Origin of the sequence: Kribbella sp. (genome assembly GCF_035687465.1) — a bacterium.
Lineage (GTDB): Bacteria > Actinomycetota > Actinomycetes > Propionibacteriales > Kribbellaceae > Kribbella.
In genome coordinates this window covers 1-17620 of sequence record NZ_DASRXP010000214.1, presented here as the reverse complement: position 1 = coordinate 17620, position 17620 = coordinate 1, and the positions used below count along the sequence as shown (strand labels likewise).

Annotated in this window: 14 protein-coding genes, 1 pseudogene and 1 riboswitch; of the genes and pseudogenes, 10 read left to right on the top strand and 5 right to left on the bottom strand. The window is 65.3% G+C overall.

The genetic code is table 11. The features are described from left to right. The first annotated feature begins 108 nt into the window (after positions 1–108). The gene (locus VFG33_RS10790) at positions 109–990 is read left to right on the top strand and encodes an SDR family oxidoreductase (protein ID WP_325025076.1); all 882 of its coding nucleotides are present in this window, start codon (positions 109–111) and stop codon (positions 988–990) included. Between the two features lie 644 nt (positions 991–1634). Here VFG33_RS10790 and VFG33_RS10785 read toward each other — a convergent pair. Continuing rightward, entirely contained in the window at positions 1635–2195 is a 561-nt protein-coding gene (locus tag VFG33_RS10785) for a GNAT family N-acetyltransferase (protein WP_325025074.1), read from the bottom strand. An 81-nt stretch (positions 2196–2276) separates the two neighbouring features. Continuing rightward, positions 2277–2392, bottom strand: a riboswitch (SAM riboswitch). Positions 2393–2668: 276 nt separating this feature from the next. Between VFG33_RS10785 and smpB the strand changes: the two genes are divergently transcribed. The 3 genes and pseudogenes from smpB to VFG33_RS10775 all read left to right on the top strand — a co-directional run bounded on the left by smpB (position 2669) and on the right by VFG33_RS10775 (position 4405). After that, positions 2669–3148 carry an SsrA-binding protein SmpB gene (gene smpB / locus VFG33_RS10780; protein ID WP_325025072.1) on the top strand — a complete coding sequence of 160 codons (480 nt, stop codon included), beginning with the start codon at positions 2669–2671 and terminating at the stop codon, positions 3146–3148. 220 nt (positions 3149–3368) lie between these two features. After that, positions 3369–3530: pseudogene (locus VFG33_RS41245) on the top strand (DUF1990 family protein); the annotation flags it as partial. A gap of 671 nt (positions 3531–4201) precedes the next feature. Then, positions 4202–4405 carry an HTH domain-containing protein gene (locus VFG33_RS10775; protein WP_325025069.1) on the top strand — a complete coding sequence of 68 codons (204 nt, stop codon included), beginning with the start codon at positions 4202–4204 and terminating at the stop codon, positions 4403–4405. On the opposite strand, the gene VFG33_RS10770 is transcribed toward VFG33_RS10775, so the two are convergent. Both VFG33_RS10770 and VFG33_RS10765 read right to left on the bottom strand, forming a co-directional pair. Then, positions 4399–5709: a hypothetical protein gene (locus VFG33_RS10770; protein WP_325025067.1), complete on the bottom strand. Its 1311-nt coding sequence runs from the start codon at positions 5707–5709 to the stop codon at positions 4399–4401. The genes VFG33_RS10775 and VFG33_RS10770 overlap by 7 nt on opposite strands. A 10-nt stretch (positions 5710–5719) precedes the next feature. After that, positions 5720–6958: a hypothetical protein gene (locus tag VFG33_RS10765; RefSeq protein ID WP_325025065.1), complete on the bottom strand. Its 1239-nt coding sequence runs from the start codon at positions 6956–6958 to the stop codon at positions 5720–5722. Positions 6959–7458: 500 nt separating this feature from the next. Between VFG33_RS10765 and VFG33_RS10760 the strand changes: the two genes are divergently transcribed. From VFG33_RS10760 to VFG33_RS10750, 3 genes are all read left to right on the top strand, one after another. Next, positions 7459–7866 carry a VOC family protein gene (locus VFG33_RS10760; RefSeq protein WP_325025064.1) on the top strand — a complete coding sequence of 136 codons (408 nt, stop codon included), beginning with the start codon at positions 7459–7461 and terminating at the stop codon, positions 7864–7866. A gap of 680 nt (positions 7867–8546) precedes the next feature. Then, entirely contained in the window at positions 8547–9170 is a 624-nt protein-coding gene (locus VFG33_RS10755; RefSeq protein ID WP_325025062.1) for a DUF433 domain-containing protein, read from the top strand. After that, positions 9170–9610 (top strand): DUF5615 family PIN-like protein, encoded by a 441-nt coding sequence (locus VFG33_RS10750; protein ID WP_325025060.1) that lies wholly within the window; start codon positions 9170–9172, stop codon positions 9608–9610. Before VFG33_RS10755 ends, VFG33_RS10750 begins: the two co-directional genes overlap by 1 nt. Before the next feature lie 208 nt (positions 9611–9818). Here the strand turns inward: VFG33_RS10750 and VFG33_RS10745 are convergent, their stop codons facing one another. Beyond that, the gene (locus VFG33_RS10745; protein ID WP_325025058.1) at positions 9819–10493 is read right to left on the bottom strand and encodes a hypothetical protein; all 675 of its coding nucleotides are present in this window, start codon (positions 10491–10493) and stop codon (positions 9819–9821) included. A 184-nt stretch (positions 10494–10677) separates the two neighbouring features. Between VFG33_RS10745 and VFG33_RS10740 the strand changes: the two genes are divergently transcribed. The 3 genes from VFG33_RS10740 (at position 10678) to VFG33_RS10730 (ending at position 13588) form a co-directional block, all read left to right on the top strand. Then, entirely contained in the window at positions 10678–11178 is a 501-nt protein-coding gene (locus tag VFG33_RS10740) for a hypothetical protein (RefSeq protein WP_325025056.1), read from the top strand. Positions 11179–11625: 447 nt separating this feature from the next. Continuing rightward, entirely contained in the window at positions 11626–12576 is a 951-nt protein-coding gene (locus VFG33_RS10735) for an abortive infection family protein (protein ID WP_325025054.1), read from the top strand. Between the two features lie 61 nt (positions 12577–12637). Further along, positions 12638–13588 carry a hypothetical protein gene (locus VFG33_RS10730; protein ID WP_325025052.1) on the top strand — a complete coding sequence of 317 codons (951 nt, stop codon included), beginning with the start codon at positions 12638–12640 and terminating at the stop codon, positions 13586–13588. Between the two features lie 278 nt (positions 13589–13866). Here the strand turns inward: VFG33_RS10730 and VFG33_RS10725 are convergent, their stop codons facing one another. Continuing rightward, positions 13867–17301, bottom strand: coding sequence for an error-prone DNA polymerase (locus tag VFG33_RS10725; protein WP_325025078.1), 3435 nt, complete (start codon positions 17299–17301; stop codon positions 13867–13869). Between the last annotated feature and the right edge of the window lie 319 nt (positions 17302–17620).

Here is a 17620-nt window from a genome sequence, read left to right as displayed (position 1 = left end):
TGTCGAGGGCGACCGCGCCTCCGCGGTGCGTTTCTACCTCGAACTGGTCGACCAGGCTGACGTCGACACCGATCAGGCCGTCCGCGAACTGCTCACCGAGCCACGGTCATGATTCTGATAGCAGGCGGTACGGGACGCCTGGGAAGCCGGATCGCCAACGACCTCTGCCGCCGCGATCTCAGAGTGCGGGTGCTGAGCCGTGGCCTGACTACTCCCGTCCTAGTGCTCGAGGACAAAGTCGAGGTCGTGCACGGTGACGTCCGTGATCGGGCCGGCCTCGACCAAGCCATGAACGGGATCGACGTGGTCGTAGCGGCGGTGCAAGGATTCGTCGCCCCGGGTGACGTCACCCCGGAGAGCGTTGACCGGGACGGCAACATCAACCTCATCGAGGCAGCGGAGGCACGGGGGGCCTCGTTCGTACTGGTCTCGGCGGTCGGCGTCGCGGCCGACAGCCCGATGGAACTTTTCCGGATGAAGTGCGCCGCCGAGCAGCGCCTGCGAGCCGGGTCGTGCAAGTGGACGATCGTCAGATCAGACGCGTATGTCGAGACCTGGGCGGACATCCTGACTCAGACAGCCGGCGCGTCCGGCAGGCCCTTGATCTTCGGACGTGGCACTGCCCCGGTCTCCTGGGTAAGCGTCGACGACGTGGCCGCGCTCACCGAACAGGCAGTACTCGACGACTCCCTACGAAACCGGGTCCTGGAGATCTGCGGCCCCGAGCCGATCGCGCTGATGGACCTCGCGAAACTCGTGATGGCGCACCAAGGATGGCCCGGTAACCCCCGCCGAGTACCACGCCCGATCCTGCACCTGATGGCGAACACGATCGGCCGAGTCCGCCCCGCACTAGGCCGCCAAGCACGCGCGGCATTAGCAATGGACAACCTGCCGACCCGCCACGACGACGCCTTGCGCGCCGAGTTCCCCAACCTGCCCCGTACCCCGATCTCCCAGGCAATCAGCCGCCTGCTCGTACCTTCCTGATCCGTAGGATCCGGGGATGCCCTTCAGCGATCGACTCGTTGCAAGCACTGCCGACGCATCGTGGCTACCGCCCGGAAGCACTGCAGAAGTATGGGCGTGCGACTCCACCGCAAGCCCGGAGCCAGTGATCATCGTTCGGTTCCTGCTGACTCGAGTTGTTGCTGGTCGCGAGCCTGAGATCTTCTGCGTCGAGGTAACGAAAGGGCTTGACCTACCGACTCGGTTCCTTGGAGGAGACAACGGCTGGACCGCTTCGACCGTGGGACTTGATGACCTGAGCCAGGACCTCTTTGGTCGACTGGTGCCAACGCGCTGCGTGGGATACGTCCGCAACGTTGTGCCCACCCCCGACGAGACCTACCAATACCCCACGCCCTACGCCCATGTTCCGGTCTTCACGGCGACCTCAACTCACGAACCAATCGCTCCGGGGCATTGGGTACCCCTGTCGAGGGGACGGGTCGAACTCAGTACCCGGCACTGGTGGCCCGTCGCCGAATGGTTCCTCTTGTCGAGAAATGATGAGGGGCCGCCGGCCGAGGCTCCTGAGCGCGACGACCGGTGAGGCAGACTGCGGGGATACGTCTCGATGGTCCCTTGCCGTTCCGCGGTCACATCAGCTGGCTGACGCCGGAAGCCGGGACTCAGCGATCGTCGGCGGAGTGGCTTAGGCGGGAGGCGTCGGGCCAGACCATGCGTAGGCAGCTGGGACTGCCGTTCAGGCGGGTTGGGTCTCCGCCGGGCGGTGGGACGGTTGCCGTCTCCACGCAACTGGCTCCCGACACGAGGTAGAACTGCTGCGCTGCGGTGTTCTGCTTCAACACCCACAGGTACAACGCGTTGCCTGTCGCCCGTTCGGTGACGGCTCGTGCGGCGCGGGCTAGAAGCTCGGTGCCGATGCCTGTACGGCGCTGGCTGTGGTGGACGTGCAGGTTGTCGACAAGGCTGCCCCACCTCGGGTCGTCATCGAACGCGACGTGGACAAAGCCCACCAGCCGCTCATCGTGCTCGGCGAGCACGGTGCCAGTGTCGGTGGGTGAGGCTAGCCGCGCTGACCAGACCGCGCGTCGGTCGGCAGCGATGTCGCCATCGAGGAACGAGTCAGCGTAGGCACCGCGATAGTGCCTGCGCCAACTGTCAGCGTGCAGCATCGCGATCTGCTCGGCGTCATCGACTCCCGCCGAACGGAACCGCAGAGACGTCATCAGAACACCCCTGTCCAGGAGCATCGGCCGCTGGGAAACCGGGCTCTTACGTGATCGGGGACGAGCGGCATGAATCCTCCAGTGCGCGGCTTGCTCAACACCCGTGTGCCGAGCCTGGTCCTCACCCGGAGCACCCCACCCGCAAACCGGAGGGTTGCCGACCAGCAAGCCGGGGCTTCGCACTGGCACTCATGACCTGTACCGAAACGCTAGCACCACCGAGGCCGGTGCGGAATCGCGTTAATCGACCCAGACCCGCAGGTACATCCCAGGCGACCACGAAGCGTTTGATCGAGGCAGTGGCATGTGTGACTTTGCGGACACGAGATGCGAGATGCGAGATGACGCTCGGACAGACTCCTCGATCGCATCAGTCGCAACGATCCAGATGAAGTCGCCTGGCAGAGCGAGTTGATCGCGATCCTGGATAGTCAGACTGAGCGCTGGTCGGGTTGTCGGGGCAGAATCAAGGTGTGAAGAAGACTGAGGCCAACCCCGTGGTCGCGCGCAACCGCAAGGCTGCCCATGACTACCATCTGGGCGAGTCCTGGGAGGCGGGGATCGTGTTGCAGGGTATGGAGGTGAAGGCGCTCCGTGCCGGGCGGGCGTCTCTGGTCGGCGGCTTCGCCACTGTCGAGGACCGGGAGATCTGGCTGCACGGCGTACACATCCCGCAGTACTCCCAGGCCCGCTGGTTCAACGACGGCTCACGCCGCAAGCGGAAACTGCTGCTACATCGTGCCCAGATCGACAAGATCGAGCGCAAGGTCAACGAGAGCGGGCTGACGATCGTCCCGGTGACCCTCTACTTCAAGGACGGTCGGGCGAAGGTCGAGATCGCCCTGGCCCGCGGCAAGAAGACCTGGGACAAGCGGTACGCGCTCGCCGAGCGCGAGGCGACCCGGGAGGCCGAGCGTGCGGTTAGCCGCCGGCTGAAGGGTCGCCGGGACTGATCAGCGGTGCGTACGACGGTTCCCTTGACGGAGTCGGGCGGGCCCAGTAGTCGACAGCCGTTGATGGCTGTTCAGGGCTCTCTGCGCATCATGTATCCATGATGTTGAGGGCTCGACCGGTGTTGTCGGAGCGGATGTTGACCTATGACGGGTCAGGCCTGACCTTGATCGGCGGCAATCTTCAGGCGGGTTCGGCCGGATTTCATGATTCGCCTACGGCACGCTTGCAGGCCATCCGGTGAGAGGGGCGGAGGCGTTCCTTGTGGATCGCCGAACGGACGGGTCGGTGTGGCTGACGATCCGCTCCCTGACCCGACCCGCGAGCGGACTCTGGCGAGCCGCCTACCCAGTGACGCTCCTCGCCCAGCACCTGTATCGGAGGCGCTACTTCCGCTCCCTCAACGGGCGGAATCCTTCAGCTATCGGCCTGCCTGACGGGTCATCGAGGGACGGTTGGTCGCTTGCGCCGGACGATGTGCCAGTGCGCAGCTCTGGGCTGGCTGGTGTTCCGGGTCCACGACCTGGTGGCACGGCTGCGTGTGTCTGGATCGGCGGCGCAAGGGCCGACCGGCGTCTACATCCCGGTCTTCGTAGGGGCAGGCGTCAGCGGCACGGCTGCGCCTCTGACCTTGTGATGGCTCATCGCGATCCAGGGTCCACGAAGAAGCGCGCCGCCACGAAGAAGTCCCAGCCGATCATCACCCCGTAGCTGATCAGCAACACACCGACCGCCATCGCGATCGCCTGCCTCACCAGCGGGTACCGCCCTCGACCTTCGGGACGATCACGAAGGCGTCGTTGAGCAACCTCGTCATCCGTTTCGGAACGACCAACAGTGCCCCGCCGACACCGATCAGAGCACAGATTACGAGAACCACAATCGCTATCGGCCCGCGCACCGTATCCCCTTCAATCGCCACTGAATCTCCACAGATAGCACGCGACCGGAGAGCATGGCGCGAAGGCCGGAAACACTAACGGAGCCCTATCGTCAGCATCGGTCAAGACGCCACACCTGCACCGCGGCCATGACGATGGACCTGTACTGCCACTGTGTCCTCGATCGCCAAGCTGCTCGGCGTCAGCCGCGCCACCATCTACAAGTACGTTCTTGAGCTCCGCTCCCTCGCCGTATCCGGCGGGTCGGCGAGCTGGGTGACCTTGCCTCCGGCCACCAACTGCGGCGAAACGCCGGCCGGGCTAGGCCGCGACGGTACGGGGTGTCCACTTCTTGCGCACAGCAACGCCTTTCAGTGAGGACCGGTCAAGTAGGTACAGCCCTGCGAAGGCAGGCACGGGCCGGCCATCCCCGGGATCACGTTGTTCACGATTGTGTTGGTGTAGGCCGCAGCGAACCGGGCGCCGCCGTACATGGTGGCGGGGACGTAGTACCGGTACGCCGTCCGGCCGGCCTTGGGCGCGATGATGTAGCCCTTGCCGGTGCCGTTCTTCACCTGCACCGGGCCGACCGTCGTCCAGGTGTTGCCGGTCCAGCGCTGCAGCGTGGCGGTCGTGTTCGCCTGCGGGTAGATGTAGACGCCGGCAGTGTTCCGGTCGTAGGTGCCGACCTGCGGCGAGGTGAAGAAGCCGAACACGTCGAGCTGGGTGGTGGACGACGTCGTCGGGGTGATCGCCTGGTAGGCAAGCGACGAGCCGTACCAGGTCGCCGGCGCTACGACCCGGTACTGACGGCTTCCCCCGGTACCGAACGGGAACGAGAACTTGCCGTTGCTGAACTTGGCCGAACTGACCGTGTACCACGCGCTGGACGAAGTGTTGCGGGCCTGCAGCACGATCTGTCGCTGCTCGTAGGCCGGGGTGTAGGTCCCGGTCACCGCCGACTGGCGGTTGTAGACCGCCCAGGCCGGGACCTTCGCGGTCACGCTGGTCCCGTAGGCGCTCAGCATGTTGTTGGTGGTGACGTCGTGCCATTCGTTGTACGCGGTCACGGCCAGCGAGTACGCCGACCGCAGTGTGTAGGTCACCTGCGTGGCTGTGGTCCGACCACCAATCTTGACGTCGTAGTAGCTCGAGTTGGCGGGGTCGTAGGTCACCTGGAACGTCACCGGCAGATTCAGGTCCAGCGGGTCGTTCGGTGTGGTGTCGGTCCAAGTCGGCGACCTCCACTTCACGGTCATCGCGCCGGAGGCGGCCAGCGTCGAGGAGACCCGCTGCGGGACCTGCGGGGTGTTCGCGTCGAAACCCGCCGACGCCGCCTCCGGGCCGAGCGAGCCCGCGGACACGACGAACTCCAGCGGTGCGTCCCGCCCGACCCTCTGACCGTAGTCGGAGGGCCAGGCGTTCCAGATCTCGACCGAGTTCGGTTGATCGGCGGTCGTGGTCCAGGTCTTGTACACAGCGGTCTCCCCGCGCTTGCGCAGCGAGATCACGTTCGAGACCGGCGTGGCCTCGTCCCAGCTCACCACGATCGACTCGGACCCGGGGGCTTTCCAGCTGAGCTTGAGGTTGGTCGGCGCTTCATCGACGGCGTACGCCGGAAGCGCGGTGAGCAGGGAGGCGGTCAAGCCAGCGGCAACAGCCAGGGCGGAGATGATCTTCATGGAATCCGTATCAGGTCGTGGTGAGGACGAAGGTCGGGGAGTACGCCGCCTGGTAGGTGCCGCCGGCGACTGTTGCGGTGGGCACGTAGTAGCGGTAGGAGACGCGGCCGGGGGTGGTGCTGCGGACGTAGCCGTTGCCGAGGCCGTTGGTGAACTGGACCGCGCCGACCGTGGTCCACGCCGTTCCGACGTAGCGCTGGAGGGTGGCCGTGCCGTTGTGGCCGGGGAGGACGCCGAGCGTCGCCCGGGCTGTCTCGCCGCGCTTGACGGTCGGGGTGGGGAACGAGGCGTTCACCTTGTGCTGGACGTTGTTCGTGCCGATGGGGCTGTAGCCGCCGTACCAGACGCGGTTGCCCGAGGACCGGTTCGGGACCTCGACGCGGTACTGGCGGGACGGCGTGTGCTGGAAGGTGTACATGTACGAGCCGGTGGTGTTCAGGCGCGATGTGACGACGTACCAGGGGCTGGTCGGGCTGTTGCGGGCCTGGAGGTTCACGGTGCGGGCATCGGTGCCCACCAGCTTGCCGGTGAGGTCGAGCAGGTTGTCGTAGACGACCCACGGCGGCACGTTCAGCGTGGGCGCGCTGGCGGCGGCGTCGACGAGCTTGGCGGTCGTCTGGCCCCATTCGTTGCGGTCGGCAACGGAGAAGGTGAAGGCGGGGGTGTCGGCGGTGAAGGCAGTCCGGGTGCCGCTCTGCTCGAGCGGGCCGACAGGGAACGGCGGCTGGTCACCGACGGTGTAGCTCGCCGAGAAAAGCGGCGGCAGAGTCCGGTCCAGCGGATCGTTGGGGGTCAGGTCCGCGGGGTCCGGGCCGGCCTTCCACTCGGCGCTCAGCGTGCTGGTGCCCGACGGGATCGCGACGACCAGTTCAGGGGCGCCGGGGAGGCTCGAGTCGAAGCGCGGTGAGCCGGTCAACGGACTAGTCCGGTCGCCCTGGGTGCCGACGGCGACCGCGAACTGCAGATTGGTGTACCCCGCGTCGATCGTCGACTTCGGGACGTCCAGCTGGTTCGGGGCGTCGGCCGGGATCCAGGTCTGCCTGAGCGGGGTGTCCTGGTTGTTGTACAGCACGATCTCGTTCGGCTGCGGCGACGTCTCGTCCCAGCTCAGCCGCACCGTCGTGAGGTCGTCGTCGGCCCACTGGACGGAGACGTTGGTCGGCGCCGGTTCGGCGGCCGAGGCGGTGGTCGTGATGGCTCCGGAGAGCGCCAGACCACCGGCCAGGGCAAGGACAGGGAGCTTCTTCATGCGGATTGCCTCTCGGATGACGGTGAGGAGGCCGCGGTGGTCGGCATGGCGGTGAGCAGCGCACCGGCAAGCAGAGGTACAGAAACGCGCTTCATCGAGGTCCCCACACAAGAAGAGGGCCATGTTCCCCCACGGCCCAGCCAGCGCATTCTTCAGCATGAGACTTGCGAATGGCAACAAAGTTGCAGGTTGCTGCAAACAGAAGCCCGCCCCAGCAGCGTGCTGGAGCGAACTTCCGGAGTACGGCGAATCAGTTGGCCTCGGCCTGGGCGGCGTCGGGCTCCCTACCGCGATTGGGGCGCCGTTGCCCGAGCCGCTTGGCTTGGCTCCGACGCCTCACTATGCCGCCGGTTCGGGATGCTGAAGCCATGAGTTCTCGCCCAGTAGAGCTGTCAGACGCCGAGAAGTTTGGCGAGAATGTCGAGATCCGTCGTGGGGTCTCGATGTCGTCATCGAAGACTCGCGGCCGGTGAGCGGCCCCAACGCAGCAGGAGAGCAGCATGACGAAGACCAGCCCGATCAAAGGCCTCGACGAGCTCGAGGTCATCACTTTGTTCGTCGAGGACGTAGCGGCTTGCAAGAAGTTCTACCTCGACGTGTTCGGTCTCGAGGTGATCTTCGAGGACGCCGACTCGGCCTTGCTCAGGCTCCGCAACCTGATGCTCAACCTGATCACGGTCGGCGAAGCACCCACCTTGATCGAGCCGAATGCGGTCGCCGCGCCGACTGCCGGTGGGCGGGCGCTCTACACGGTCCGAGTCGACGACGCTGACGCGGCCGCCGCGGAGCTACAGGCGCATGGCGTCACCCTGCTGAACGGCCCGATCGACCGCCCGTGGGGCAGGCGCACCGCGGCCTTCGCAGACCCGGCAGGCAACCTGTGGGAGATCGCACAGGCCCTCGACTGAGACCCCCGGGCGGAGGAACTGGCCTCTGACCTGGGGGTTTGGGTGGAGCCGCCTATCGGAATCGAACCGATGACCTTCTCATTACGAGGAGGAAGGTCACCGTCACATCTGCTGTATTCAGGCGTGGTTCGTTGCAAGGAACCTATCTCCGATGCCCGATTTTCTCATCCGTGTGGAGCAGTTCGCTCCACGAATGGCTCCACGCTACCGACACGCCGGACACCACGACGGAGGTCGGTTGCAGATCCCGGCATGAAGAAGTGCAATCCCTGCCGACGTTCGCTTTGAGGCGCCCACGTGCCCCGGCCGGATAGTTCTGAGCGTCCACCGCTGACCACTGAACGCCTGGACGCACGCGCCAATCCAACGGATTGTCCAGGGTCGGTCGGTCCGATCCGAGGAAGCTTGTTGGCAAGCCGCTGACCGACCTGCTCATTGCGAGTCGGGTCCAGTGAGCCTCGCCGCGCCAACAACTCCCGATCCTGGGCGCTGATCATGCTCAGTGATCGGGGGCCGTTGACGGCTGTCCAAGGATCTTCGGCGGCCTCGCGGGGGCCTCCACGCCGCTTGCAAGTCGCATCCGACTTCGCCCATAGGACGACGCGTAGTATCTGCCAGCAACCATTGCGTTCCGATAACATGGAAGAGGGAGAGGGGGGCACGTGTCGTATAGCTCGGAGATGGCGGCCGCACTGTCAGGCGCGACTGTGCGTCAGCTCGCCTATTGGCGCAAAGCCGCCGAGAACGGCCAGCCAGTTCTGGTACCGGAGATCTCCGCCGAGCGGCCAATCCTGTACTCCTTCCGCGATGTTGTTGCGCTGCGCACCTGTGCCTACCTCCGGAACCGACTCTCGCTCCAGAAAGTCAGGTTCGCGCTAGGCACCCTAAAGGACCTTGGCGAGACAGGGCACCTGTCTCAGTACCGGCTTGTGGCCGACGGTAGAAGCGCGGTGCTCGTCCGGAGTGAGGTCGAGGCGATTGACCTTGTTCACCGCCCCGGTCAGCAAGTGACTGTTGTGATGGCTGACGTGCTGCGCCCGTTCGCGGTCGGTCAGGTCACAGTTCCAGACCTGCGTCACCCGGAACCGGCCATCGCCGTCAACCCCGAGATCCTTGGCGGACACCCCGTCGTCGATGGGACGAGGGTTCCATTCGAGCTCGTCGCCGACCTCGTCGAAGATGGCGTGCCGCCTGAGTCGATCTCCGAGTACTACCCGTCCGTTAGCGCATCCGCAGCTAGTGACGCTGTTGAGTTCGCGAGGTACGTGCGGCAATACAGCGCCCGTCGGGGCAACGCAGCCTGATGCGCGTTTTGCTGGATGAGGATGTCCCCATCCAGGCACTCGCAGTGCTGAGGCATCTCCTACCGACACATCGGGTCGACCACATCCACGGCCTCAACTGGTCAGGGAAGAAAGACAAGTCCGTCCTGGCCGATGCCGCCCGCGCGGGGTTCGACGTCATCGTGACGAACGATCGAAACCAGTTGAACGATTCCAACGAGATGACAGCCATCAAGAAGAGCGGGTTCCACCACGTCACCTTCCGCCAGCGAAGAAGGGGCCTGGTCGGACTCGGTCTAGCCCTGGCGGCAATCGTGGCCGCGATGCCGTTGATCATGCAGGAGTTGGAATCCGTCGACAGTCAGCGACTGATCGCAATCAAGGGCCTCGATCCAAGCCTGAAGTCGCGATTCACCATGACCGACCCTCGGCGCGAACCGCCGAAGTACTGGCCGCGCTAGGTACCATCGCCACAGCTGCCCGTCCCACTGATGGCTTCCAGACGAACGCCGCATCACCAGTTTGGAAGACCGGTCTCCACCCCGCCTGCCACTTGGCCTTGGCCGTAAGCCGGTGGCCGCCGAGTGACCCCATTTGGCCCCAGCCGCCCCCTCGTAATCGCCCGCTAATCGCTCAATGCCCGGCCGCTGCCGATCTCATCACGAGACCCTACGAACGTTGTGACGCCGCACCCTGTGCCTTCGCGCTGCTACTTGCTCGCGCGGCTGCTGCTGCCGCTGCAGCTGCCAACTGAGCATCGACCGACACTCTTCGAGATAGAACCCCCTTTGCAGCTCCCTCCAACCTCCGTAGCTTGATGACGTGACCGCTTGATGTGCGGAGGTAGCGGATAGGGACGTTGGAGGATCTGGCGAGATAGTGCCCCCAAGATCCCCAAATTGCCTGCAACATGTACTGCTCCAGCTCGCGCCGTTCTGCAGGCGGCTCCTGCATGAGGGGATTCCGCATGAACGTGGCGTGCAATATCAACGTGCCGGAAAACAACGCATTCCTGGCGACATAGTCTTCTTCAAAGAGATCGATGATCGCAGGTGGGCAATGCGCGCGGATCCATACCCGATCGCTACTCAACGCGTCGTTGGCTTCAACCAACTCCGGAAGCACATCACCGACACCTCGCGTGATGATGTGGACTGGCGCCTCAGTTATCTTCGTCTCAAGTGCCACCAGCTTTTGCGCTATGTCCCTCCGGTTCCGGTGCCCGTGAAGGATCCGCTCCTTGCGAGCCTCGAGGGCAGGCTTCGCGGCAAACTCGACGCCAAGGGTTGTGAGCGCAGCAATGCCAGCACTCATGAGCGCGTTCGCTAGCGTAAAATCTGCCATAGCGGAAGTGTGCAGCAGATCGCCCACACCTGCCCCGGAGGGCGTGCCCGGCCTGGCGCGCCGGAGGCGCGCCCTTGATCCATAAGAGGTCAACTCGGCAGGGAGCCAAGCAGGCGGGTTGACCAACGTCGACAGATGGGCGTACGGCCGGGCGAATCCTGGCGTTCTCGACTAGCCTTCCGAGATGGAGAACTGGGTACCGCTCGTCGGCGTGGTCGTCGCTCAGTTCGTGCTCCTGGGGCTCTACGTCGCGAAACAGAAGGCGGATGATCGGCGCCGGTGGCACGAGAAGAGACTTGACGCATACCGCGCGTTGAGTAAGTCCGCCCGCCAGGCTTCTTCGATTTACGCGGGAGCTACGGAGTCGGAGGACCTAGACGACAGACGGTTCGTGCTCGCAATGAACGAGGCAGACGCCTGCATGCTCGACATCGACCTCCTCAGCTCGCCAAGCACCCGCGAAGCCGCAGTGGCAGTGGCAACGGTTCTTGAGATGTGCGTTGTGTTCGACCCTGAAGACGCAGCATTCCCCACTGCTGAGCATCTTCTGAGTGTCCGTTTTGACTTTGAACGAGCGGTTCGGACCGAACTTGGCATCCCGAAAGAACCGAGGCGCTTGAGCAGGGAGGACCGACAGCTTCTCGCTGCAATCGAGTCAGCGAATAAGTCCGACGAGACTGACTGACGGGCGCGCCGCGCAGATCTCGGCAGGCTTCTTGCCGGTCGCGTCAAGGAACCCCAGTGGCCACGCACCGCATGCCTGAGCTGTCTGGGCCACGGCACGTACCTGATCGACGCAGAAATCGACCCGGACTCTTGCAAGTCGGCCAACATGGGCCTGAGTCGGGCGATAGTCTTCTCAGGGATGTCGGGCGCCAGGTCACCGGGGTCCAGACTCATAGCCAGCGCAGGCCGAGGTCATGGTGCTGCGAGGTCGCGAATGGCCCTGCTCGACGAGCTACTCTCACTGGCGTGAATGCCACGTTTTGCGTGGACCCGGCGGCACTCCGGGCGTCCGCCGATCGAGGTACCGGACCAGCTCGTCGGCTGACCCGGCAAACCATCCGTTCCACCGGCCGGCGCCCGTCCGATCTCGTTTTACGTCGACCGCACTGCGGCCTACGCTCCACACATGGCACGCCTCCACGACCCATTCGAAGAGTCCGCCGATCGGTCGAGGCGGATTAGTCATATCACCCGCCGCGACCTGTTCGACTATCTCCGGACCGCCGGCGTTCCGTGGTGGGGTCGGCTGAGCGAGATCGCCTTCCTAGCCCGCCTGTATGACTTGAAGGCCCTGCCTTCGACCGACGCGCGGTACACGACGGCCGAGCGCGACATCGTCCAGCATCGCGAGAACAACTACGACTGGGAGGATGACTGGATCTTCACCGACTCACGCTTCGACCTGGCGAGCGGGCCAGACGAGATCCTGCTGGGTTTCCTTGCCCAGGTGGTGCATCCGCTGGTACAGCCTGACACTGATCGGGCGGCAGAGATCGTCACCGATCTAAACGGCCTACTGGCGCCAGACGGTTGGATGCTCAAGGCACAATCGGCGATCTCGGGCCGCCCGGTGTACGCTCCGGCGCGCGTTGGAAGCGGGGGTGGCCTCGGTGTCGCATTCGCGCATGAAGTGGCTGCGCGCCTTGACGCCGAGTACATCTCGCAGCAGGTCACCCGGATGGAGGGTGCCGTTGATACAGACCCTGACCTGGCGATCGGCACGGCGAAGGAGTTCGTGGAGAGCATCTGCAAGACGATCCTCGAAGAACGGAACGAGCAGTACAGCAAGAACGACAAACTGACGGCACTCGTCCGCAAGACGACGCAGGTCTTGCAACTGACGCCGAGTGACATCGCCGCGACGGCGAGCGGAGCGGAAACCATCAAGCGGATGCTGATGAACCTCGCGTCGCTCGTCCAGGGCACTGCTGAGCTACGCAATGCCCACGGGAGCGGGCACGGAAAGTCCGTCTCACAGGCGCGATACCGCCTTACTGCGCGACACGCGCGGCTCGCGGTCGGCAGTGCCACCACACTCGGGACGTTCCTCTACGAGACGCATGAGGACCGCCCCTAGGGGTGGCGAGTTCCCGCCGAAGTTGATCGGCGCGGATCACATACATCATGGAAGATCAGGTATGCGTCGTTTCCTGGAGCTGGCACCGTACGTCGTCCCCGTCGTAACGGTGCTTCTTGGGCTGCTCCTCGGGCCGAGCATCCGAAGCGTGGCCCGACACCGCCGAGACCTTGGAGCCGACGCGGCCGTGGTGGAAACGCTGCCCGAGAAGGCCAAGGAGGCGCTTCGGGAGGACATGGGCCGACGAGCGATGGAGCTCATCGCCTACAGCCGGTACCCCACTGTCACGATGTCGGATCTACTAGCCCTTACGGCCTTCGTCGTATCGGCGATCTACTTCGGCTGGATCACGATCGACTTTGCCCGTAACGGGTGGGCGGTGGATCCGCCGGCGGTCGGTTTGTCCTGGGTCCTGCTCAGCCTGTTCATGCTGACTTCGTGGGCTACGTTCCACGCGCGCTGGACGGATCGCGCGGCAGCCCGACTACGTCTGCTTCAAAGCGACATCGGGCCGCAGGTGGCCGAGGAGAGTGGCCGATTGCTTAGGGTCGGCCACCGAGTATCGCTGCTTGGAGGCGCAGGCTTTATCGGCGCTGGCGTCCCGATCTCGCTCTTCCTCGCGTTCTCAACGCAGTACGACTGGAAGGCCGGATCCAGCGCTCTTGGATACGGCCTCTTCGGTGCGGTCATCCTGGCCACCGCCGGGACTCTCGGACTTGCAACGCTGGCCGATGGTGAGCTCGGCGGTCTCCTCGTCAGGATGTTCAACCGGGATGAGATCGACGCGTACGCCGCCGCAGAAGCGAGGCGGCGGACGAAGCGCGAACAGCGGAGAGCCGCGAAACTCGACCGGGACCACGCACAGCCAGCGACCGAAGAACATGAGGAGCTAGAGCCACGCCGCATCGCTGTGCTGACGGTCCTCGCACTGATCTTGTGGCGGCGGAGGTCACGTCACCAAGCCGTTAAAGGCGATGCAGTGGCACGAGCCAACGATCGTAGTAAGGAGTAGCTGCTAAATCTGCGCGTGCCGGTGAAGGAGTTCGCGCGCCTGTGGTTGAGAGCTGAGCGTAGCGATAACGCTGCGGAAGCGGCCGGCGGCCCGGAAGACGGGTACCTGCGCGGCCTATGTGCAACCTTCGAACGGTTTGGAGGCAAGATCATCGAAGTGCGCGGTTCGATGGAAGCTCGGCGTTCGTATCAACGCAATGCGCGAGCCCCTTAAGTTGTCAGACCGGATACGGGCTCGCCTGGCTGGTCAGTCCTCGGCGAGCGGTTCGCTCTCAGCGCCTAGCGAAAGTCCCGTGAGTTGGTCTTTGCGGCCAGTGAGAGTCGTTCGAGGCGGTCGGCGACGAGGTTGACGACGCCTTTGGCGCGTTCGACGCGGCCGCGGATGATGAGGGCGTTGGAGTCGCGGGCTATGCGGCTGTATTTGGTCCAGCAGCCGACGGAGATGACGACGTTGATCATCCCGGTTTCGTCTTCAAGATTCATGAAGGTGACCCCCGAGGCGGTGGCGGGCCGCTGCCGATGGGTGACCTGCCCGGCTACCTTGACGCGAATCCCGTCTTCGGTGCCGCGGAGTTGCTCGGCGGACAGGATCCCTGCGGCTTCGAGTTGTGGCCGGACTTCTTCGATGGGGTGTTTGCCGGTGGTGATGCTGGTGGCCCACAGGTCGGCCATGACGATCTCGACGTCGGTCATGCCGGGCAGCATTGGCGGTGGGCCGGCGGCGGTGACGCCGGCGAGCTGGCCGGGGCGTTCTTCGGCGGCGCGGCCTGATTCCCAGATCGCTTGGCGCCTGGTGAGCCCGAAGCAGTCGAACGCTCCGGCAGTCGCGAGCGCCTCGACCTGCGGTTCGGTGAGTCCGGTGCGGCGAACCAGATCGGGCATGCTGGCGTACGGGCCGTGGTCGGTGCGTTCGGTGACGATCTGTTCGGCGACCTTCGCGCCGATCTTCTTCACCTCAGCCAGGCCCAACCGGACAGCAAAGCGGCCGTCGCGCCGATGAGTCGCGCTGTCGAACTGGGCGTGCTCGTCGAACTCCCCCACCGGCGGCTGCGGATCCTCCAGGCAGGCCGGGCTCCCGGGCGGGGCCGCTTTCAGATCCTCGTCGTCCAGGGACTCCAGTTCGGCGTAGACGCCGGACAGTTTCAGGTCTGGGCGGCGGACCTGGACGCCGTGCCGGCGGGCGTCGGCGACCAGGGATTGGGGTGAGTAGAACCCCATCGGCTGGGCGCGGAGGAGGGCGGCGAGGAAGGGGGCTGGGTAGTGCAGCCGGAACCAGGTGGAGGAGTAGACGAGTAGGGCGAAGCTGATCGAGTGGGATTCGGCGAACCCGAAGTTGGCGAAGGCTTCGATCCTCGCGTAGATGTCGTCTGCTTGGGCGCCGGTGATGCCGTGGCCGGCCATCCCGTCGTACAGCTGCTGCTTCAGGGTGGAGATTTTTTCGATGCCGCGTTTGGAGCCCATCGCGCGGCGGAGCAGGTCGGCTTCGTCGCCGTTGATGCCGCCGATCGCCATCGCCATCTGCATCAGCTGTTCCTGGAACAGCGGCACGCCCTTGGTGCGCTCGAGGACCGGTTCGAGGGCGGGGTGGGGGTAGGTGACGGGTTCTTCGCCGTTCTTGCGGCGAATGAACGGATGGACCGCGTCGCCTTGGATCGGGCCGGGCCGGATCAGGGCGATTTCGATCACCAGGTCATAGAACCGGCGCGGCCGCAACCTGGGCAGGGTGGCCATCTGGGCGCGAGACTCGACCTGGAAGACACCGACGGAGTCGGCGTTGCAGAGCTGGTCGTAGACGCCGGGTTCTTCCTTGGGGATGGTGTGTAGCTCCCACTGTTCGCCGAGCTTCTCGGCGACGGTGTCGATCGTGTACTGCAGCGCGGCGAGCATCCCGAGACCGAGGAGGTCGAACTTCACCAGCCCCATGTAGGCGCAGTCGTCCTTGTCCCACTGCAGCACGGTCCGGTTCTCCATCCGGGCATGCTCGATCGGCACCACCTCCCCCACAGGCCGCTCCGTCAGCACCATCCCACCGGAATGGATCCCCAGGTGCCGCGGGAACTTCAGCAGTTCTTCGGCCATCGCCACCACGGGCGCGGGGATGTCATGGTCACCGGAACTGACCTGGCCGCCCCAGGAGTCGACCTGCTTGGACCAGGCATCCTGCTGCCCGACCGAGTAGCCGAAGGCCTTGGCCATGTCGCGGACTGCGGACCGTGGCCGGTAGGTGATCACGTTCGCCACCTGGGCGGCGTTCCGGCGCCCGTACTTGGTGTAGACCCACTGGATGACCTCCTCGCGCCGGTCGGAGTCGAAGTCGACATCGATGTCCGGCTCCTCCTCCCGTGTCGAGGCCAGGAACCGTTCGAACGGCAACTCGTACAAGATCGCGTCGACCGCGGTCACACCCAGCGTGTAGACAACGGCGGAGTTCGCCGCCGACCCGCGCCCCTGACACAGGATCCCTTGGGACCGGGCGAACGCGACGATGTCGTGCACGATCAGGAAATAGCCCGGGAAGTCACGCGCCTCGATCACCGCGAGCTCCTTCTCGAGCCGCTCGTAGGCGTCAGGGCGCTCGGCACGGGTGCCGTACCGCTCGGCGGCCCCCTCCATCACCAAATGATGCAGCCACGACATCGGCGTGTGGCCGGCAGGAACCTCCTGCTTGGGCAGCCGCGGTTTCGCCTTGCGCAGGTTGAACGCCAACTGGTCCGCCAACTCCACCGACCGAGCCACCGACCCGGGGAAGTTCCGGAACTTCGCGGCCATCTCCTCCCCCGAATGCAGAAACGCGCTCGGGCCGGCCGGGAGCCAGCCGTCCATCTCCTCCAACGACCTGCGAGCCCGCACGGCGGCGAGCGCGGCGGCGAGCTTGTGGCGCCGCGGCGCCGCGTAGTGCACGTTGCCCGTGGCCACGGTCGGAAGGCCGGCGACGCGGGCGAGGTCGGCCAGGGCGTGGTTGATGGTCGAGTCGGCGGGATAGCCGTGGTCGATCAGCTCCACCACCACCCGGTCCTTGCCGAACAGCGCCGTCATACGGTCCAGCTCCCTGGCCGCGGCCGTGCTGTCGCCGCGCTTCGAACCGGACAAGGCTTGCCGAACGAGGCCTTTACGGCAGCCGGTCAGGATCAGCCAATGATCGCGGCCGCGGGCGGCCAGGTCTTCCAGGTCGTAGACCGGGCGGCCCTTCTCGGCGCCGGCCAAGTGCGCTTCGGTGATCGCGCCAGCCAATCGGTGATAGCCCTCCTGACCCTCCGCGAGCACCAGCAGGTGGGAGCCTTCGGGGTCGGCGACACCGTTCTGCGGCGTCGTCAGCCCCATCGAGAGTTCGGCGCCGAACACGGTCGCCATCTCGTACGCAGCGGCGGTCTCGGCCAGCCGCGCGACACCGTAGAACCCGTCATGGTCAGTCAGGCCGACCGCGTGCAGGCCGTGCCGGACGGCTTCCTCGACCAGCTCCTCCGGCGACGAGGCGCCGTCGAGGAAGCTGAAGTTCGAATGCGCGTGCAGTTCCGCATACGGAGTCACCGGCCCGGCCGGTCGCTGCGCCTTCTCGACCTGCGGCGGCGCGTACGGCGCCCGATGCTGCGACCAGGCCGGGCTGTCCCCGCCGTCAGCCTCGACCGGGCGGCCGCCGTGCCCGTCCGGTCGGGAACGGTCCGATAGTGTCCGTTCCAGTTCCGACCACGGGATCGGCGGGTTGTTGTAGCCCACCGTCACCACCTCCCGTTCCCCGCTCGGCTGTCCTTGTCCGGCCACCCAGACTCCAGTAGAACATATTTTCGATTGATGGCATCCTGGGGTCATGTTCGGACGATTCAAGGTGCGCCCAGACACCGAAGCGGGCCAGTTCGGTGTGTGGGACGGAGCCAGCAACGGCTGGCGTGGCCGCGGTTCTGAGCGGTATTGCATCTGATCCGGCTTACGGCACATGCGCATCACTGGCGAATCCGCAGGTCGCGGCCACTTCGGTGATGTCAGGTCCACTGCGATTCGACCTCCAGACCTGGCGGTCCGTAACCGATTCAACGAT

Excerpts from the sequence above, each read along its gene's own strand:
- VFG33_RS10760 (WP_325025064.1), top strand. The coding sequence starts at position 7,459 with ATGACGAAGACCAGCCCGATCAAAGGCCTCGACGAGCTCGAGGTCATC.
- VFG33_RS10735 (WP_325025054.1), top strand. The coding sequence starts at position 11,626 with ATGGCACGCCTCCACGACCCATTCGAAGAGTCCGCCGATCGGTCGAGG.
- VFG33_RS10745 (WP_325025058.1), bottom strand. The coding sequence starts at position 10,493 with ATGGCAGATTTTACGCTAGCGAACGCGCTCATGAGTGCTGGCATTGCT.
- VFG33_RS10785 (WP_325025074.1), bottom strand. The coding sequence starts at position 2,195 with ATGACGTCTCTGCGGTTCCGTTCGGCGGGAGTCGATGACGCCGAGCAG.
- VFG33_RS10750 (WP_325025060.1), top strand. The coding sequence starts at position 9,170 with ATGCGCGTTTTGCTGGATGAGGATGTCCCCATCCAGGCACTCGCAGTG.
- VFG33_RS10730 (WP_325025052.1), top strand. The coding sequence starts at position 12,638 with ATGCGTCGTTTCCTGGAGCTGGCACCGTACGTCGTCCCCGTCGTAACG.
- VFG33_RS10770 (WP_325025067.1), bottom strand. The coding sequence starts at position 5,709 with ATGAAGATCATCTCCGCCCTGGCTGTTGCCGCTGGCTTGACCGCCTCC.
- VFG33_RS10755 (WP_325025062.1), top strand. The coding sequence starts at position 8,547 with ATGGCGGCCGCACTGTCAGGCGCGACTGTGCGTCAGCTCGCCTATTGG.
- VFG33_RS10765 (WP_325025065.1), bottom strand. The coding sequence starts at position 6,958 with ATGAAGAAGCTCCCTGTCCTTGCCCTGGCCGGTGGTCTGGCGCTCTCC.
- VFG33_RS10740 (WP_325025056.1), top strand. The coding sequence starts at position 10,678 with ATGGAGAACTGGGTACCGCTCGTCGGCGTGGTCGTCGCTCAGTTCGTG.
- VFG33_RS10790 (WP_325025076.1), top strand. The coding sequence starts at position 109 with ATGATTCTGATAGCAGGCGGTACGGGACGCCTGGGAAGCCGGATCGCC.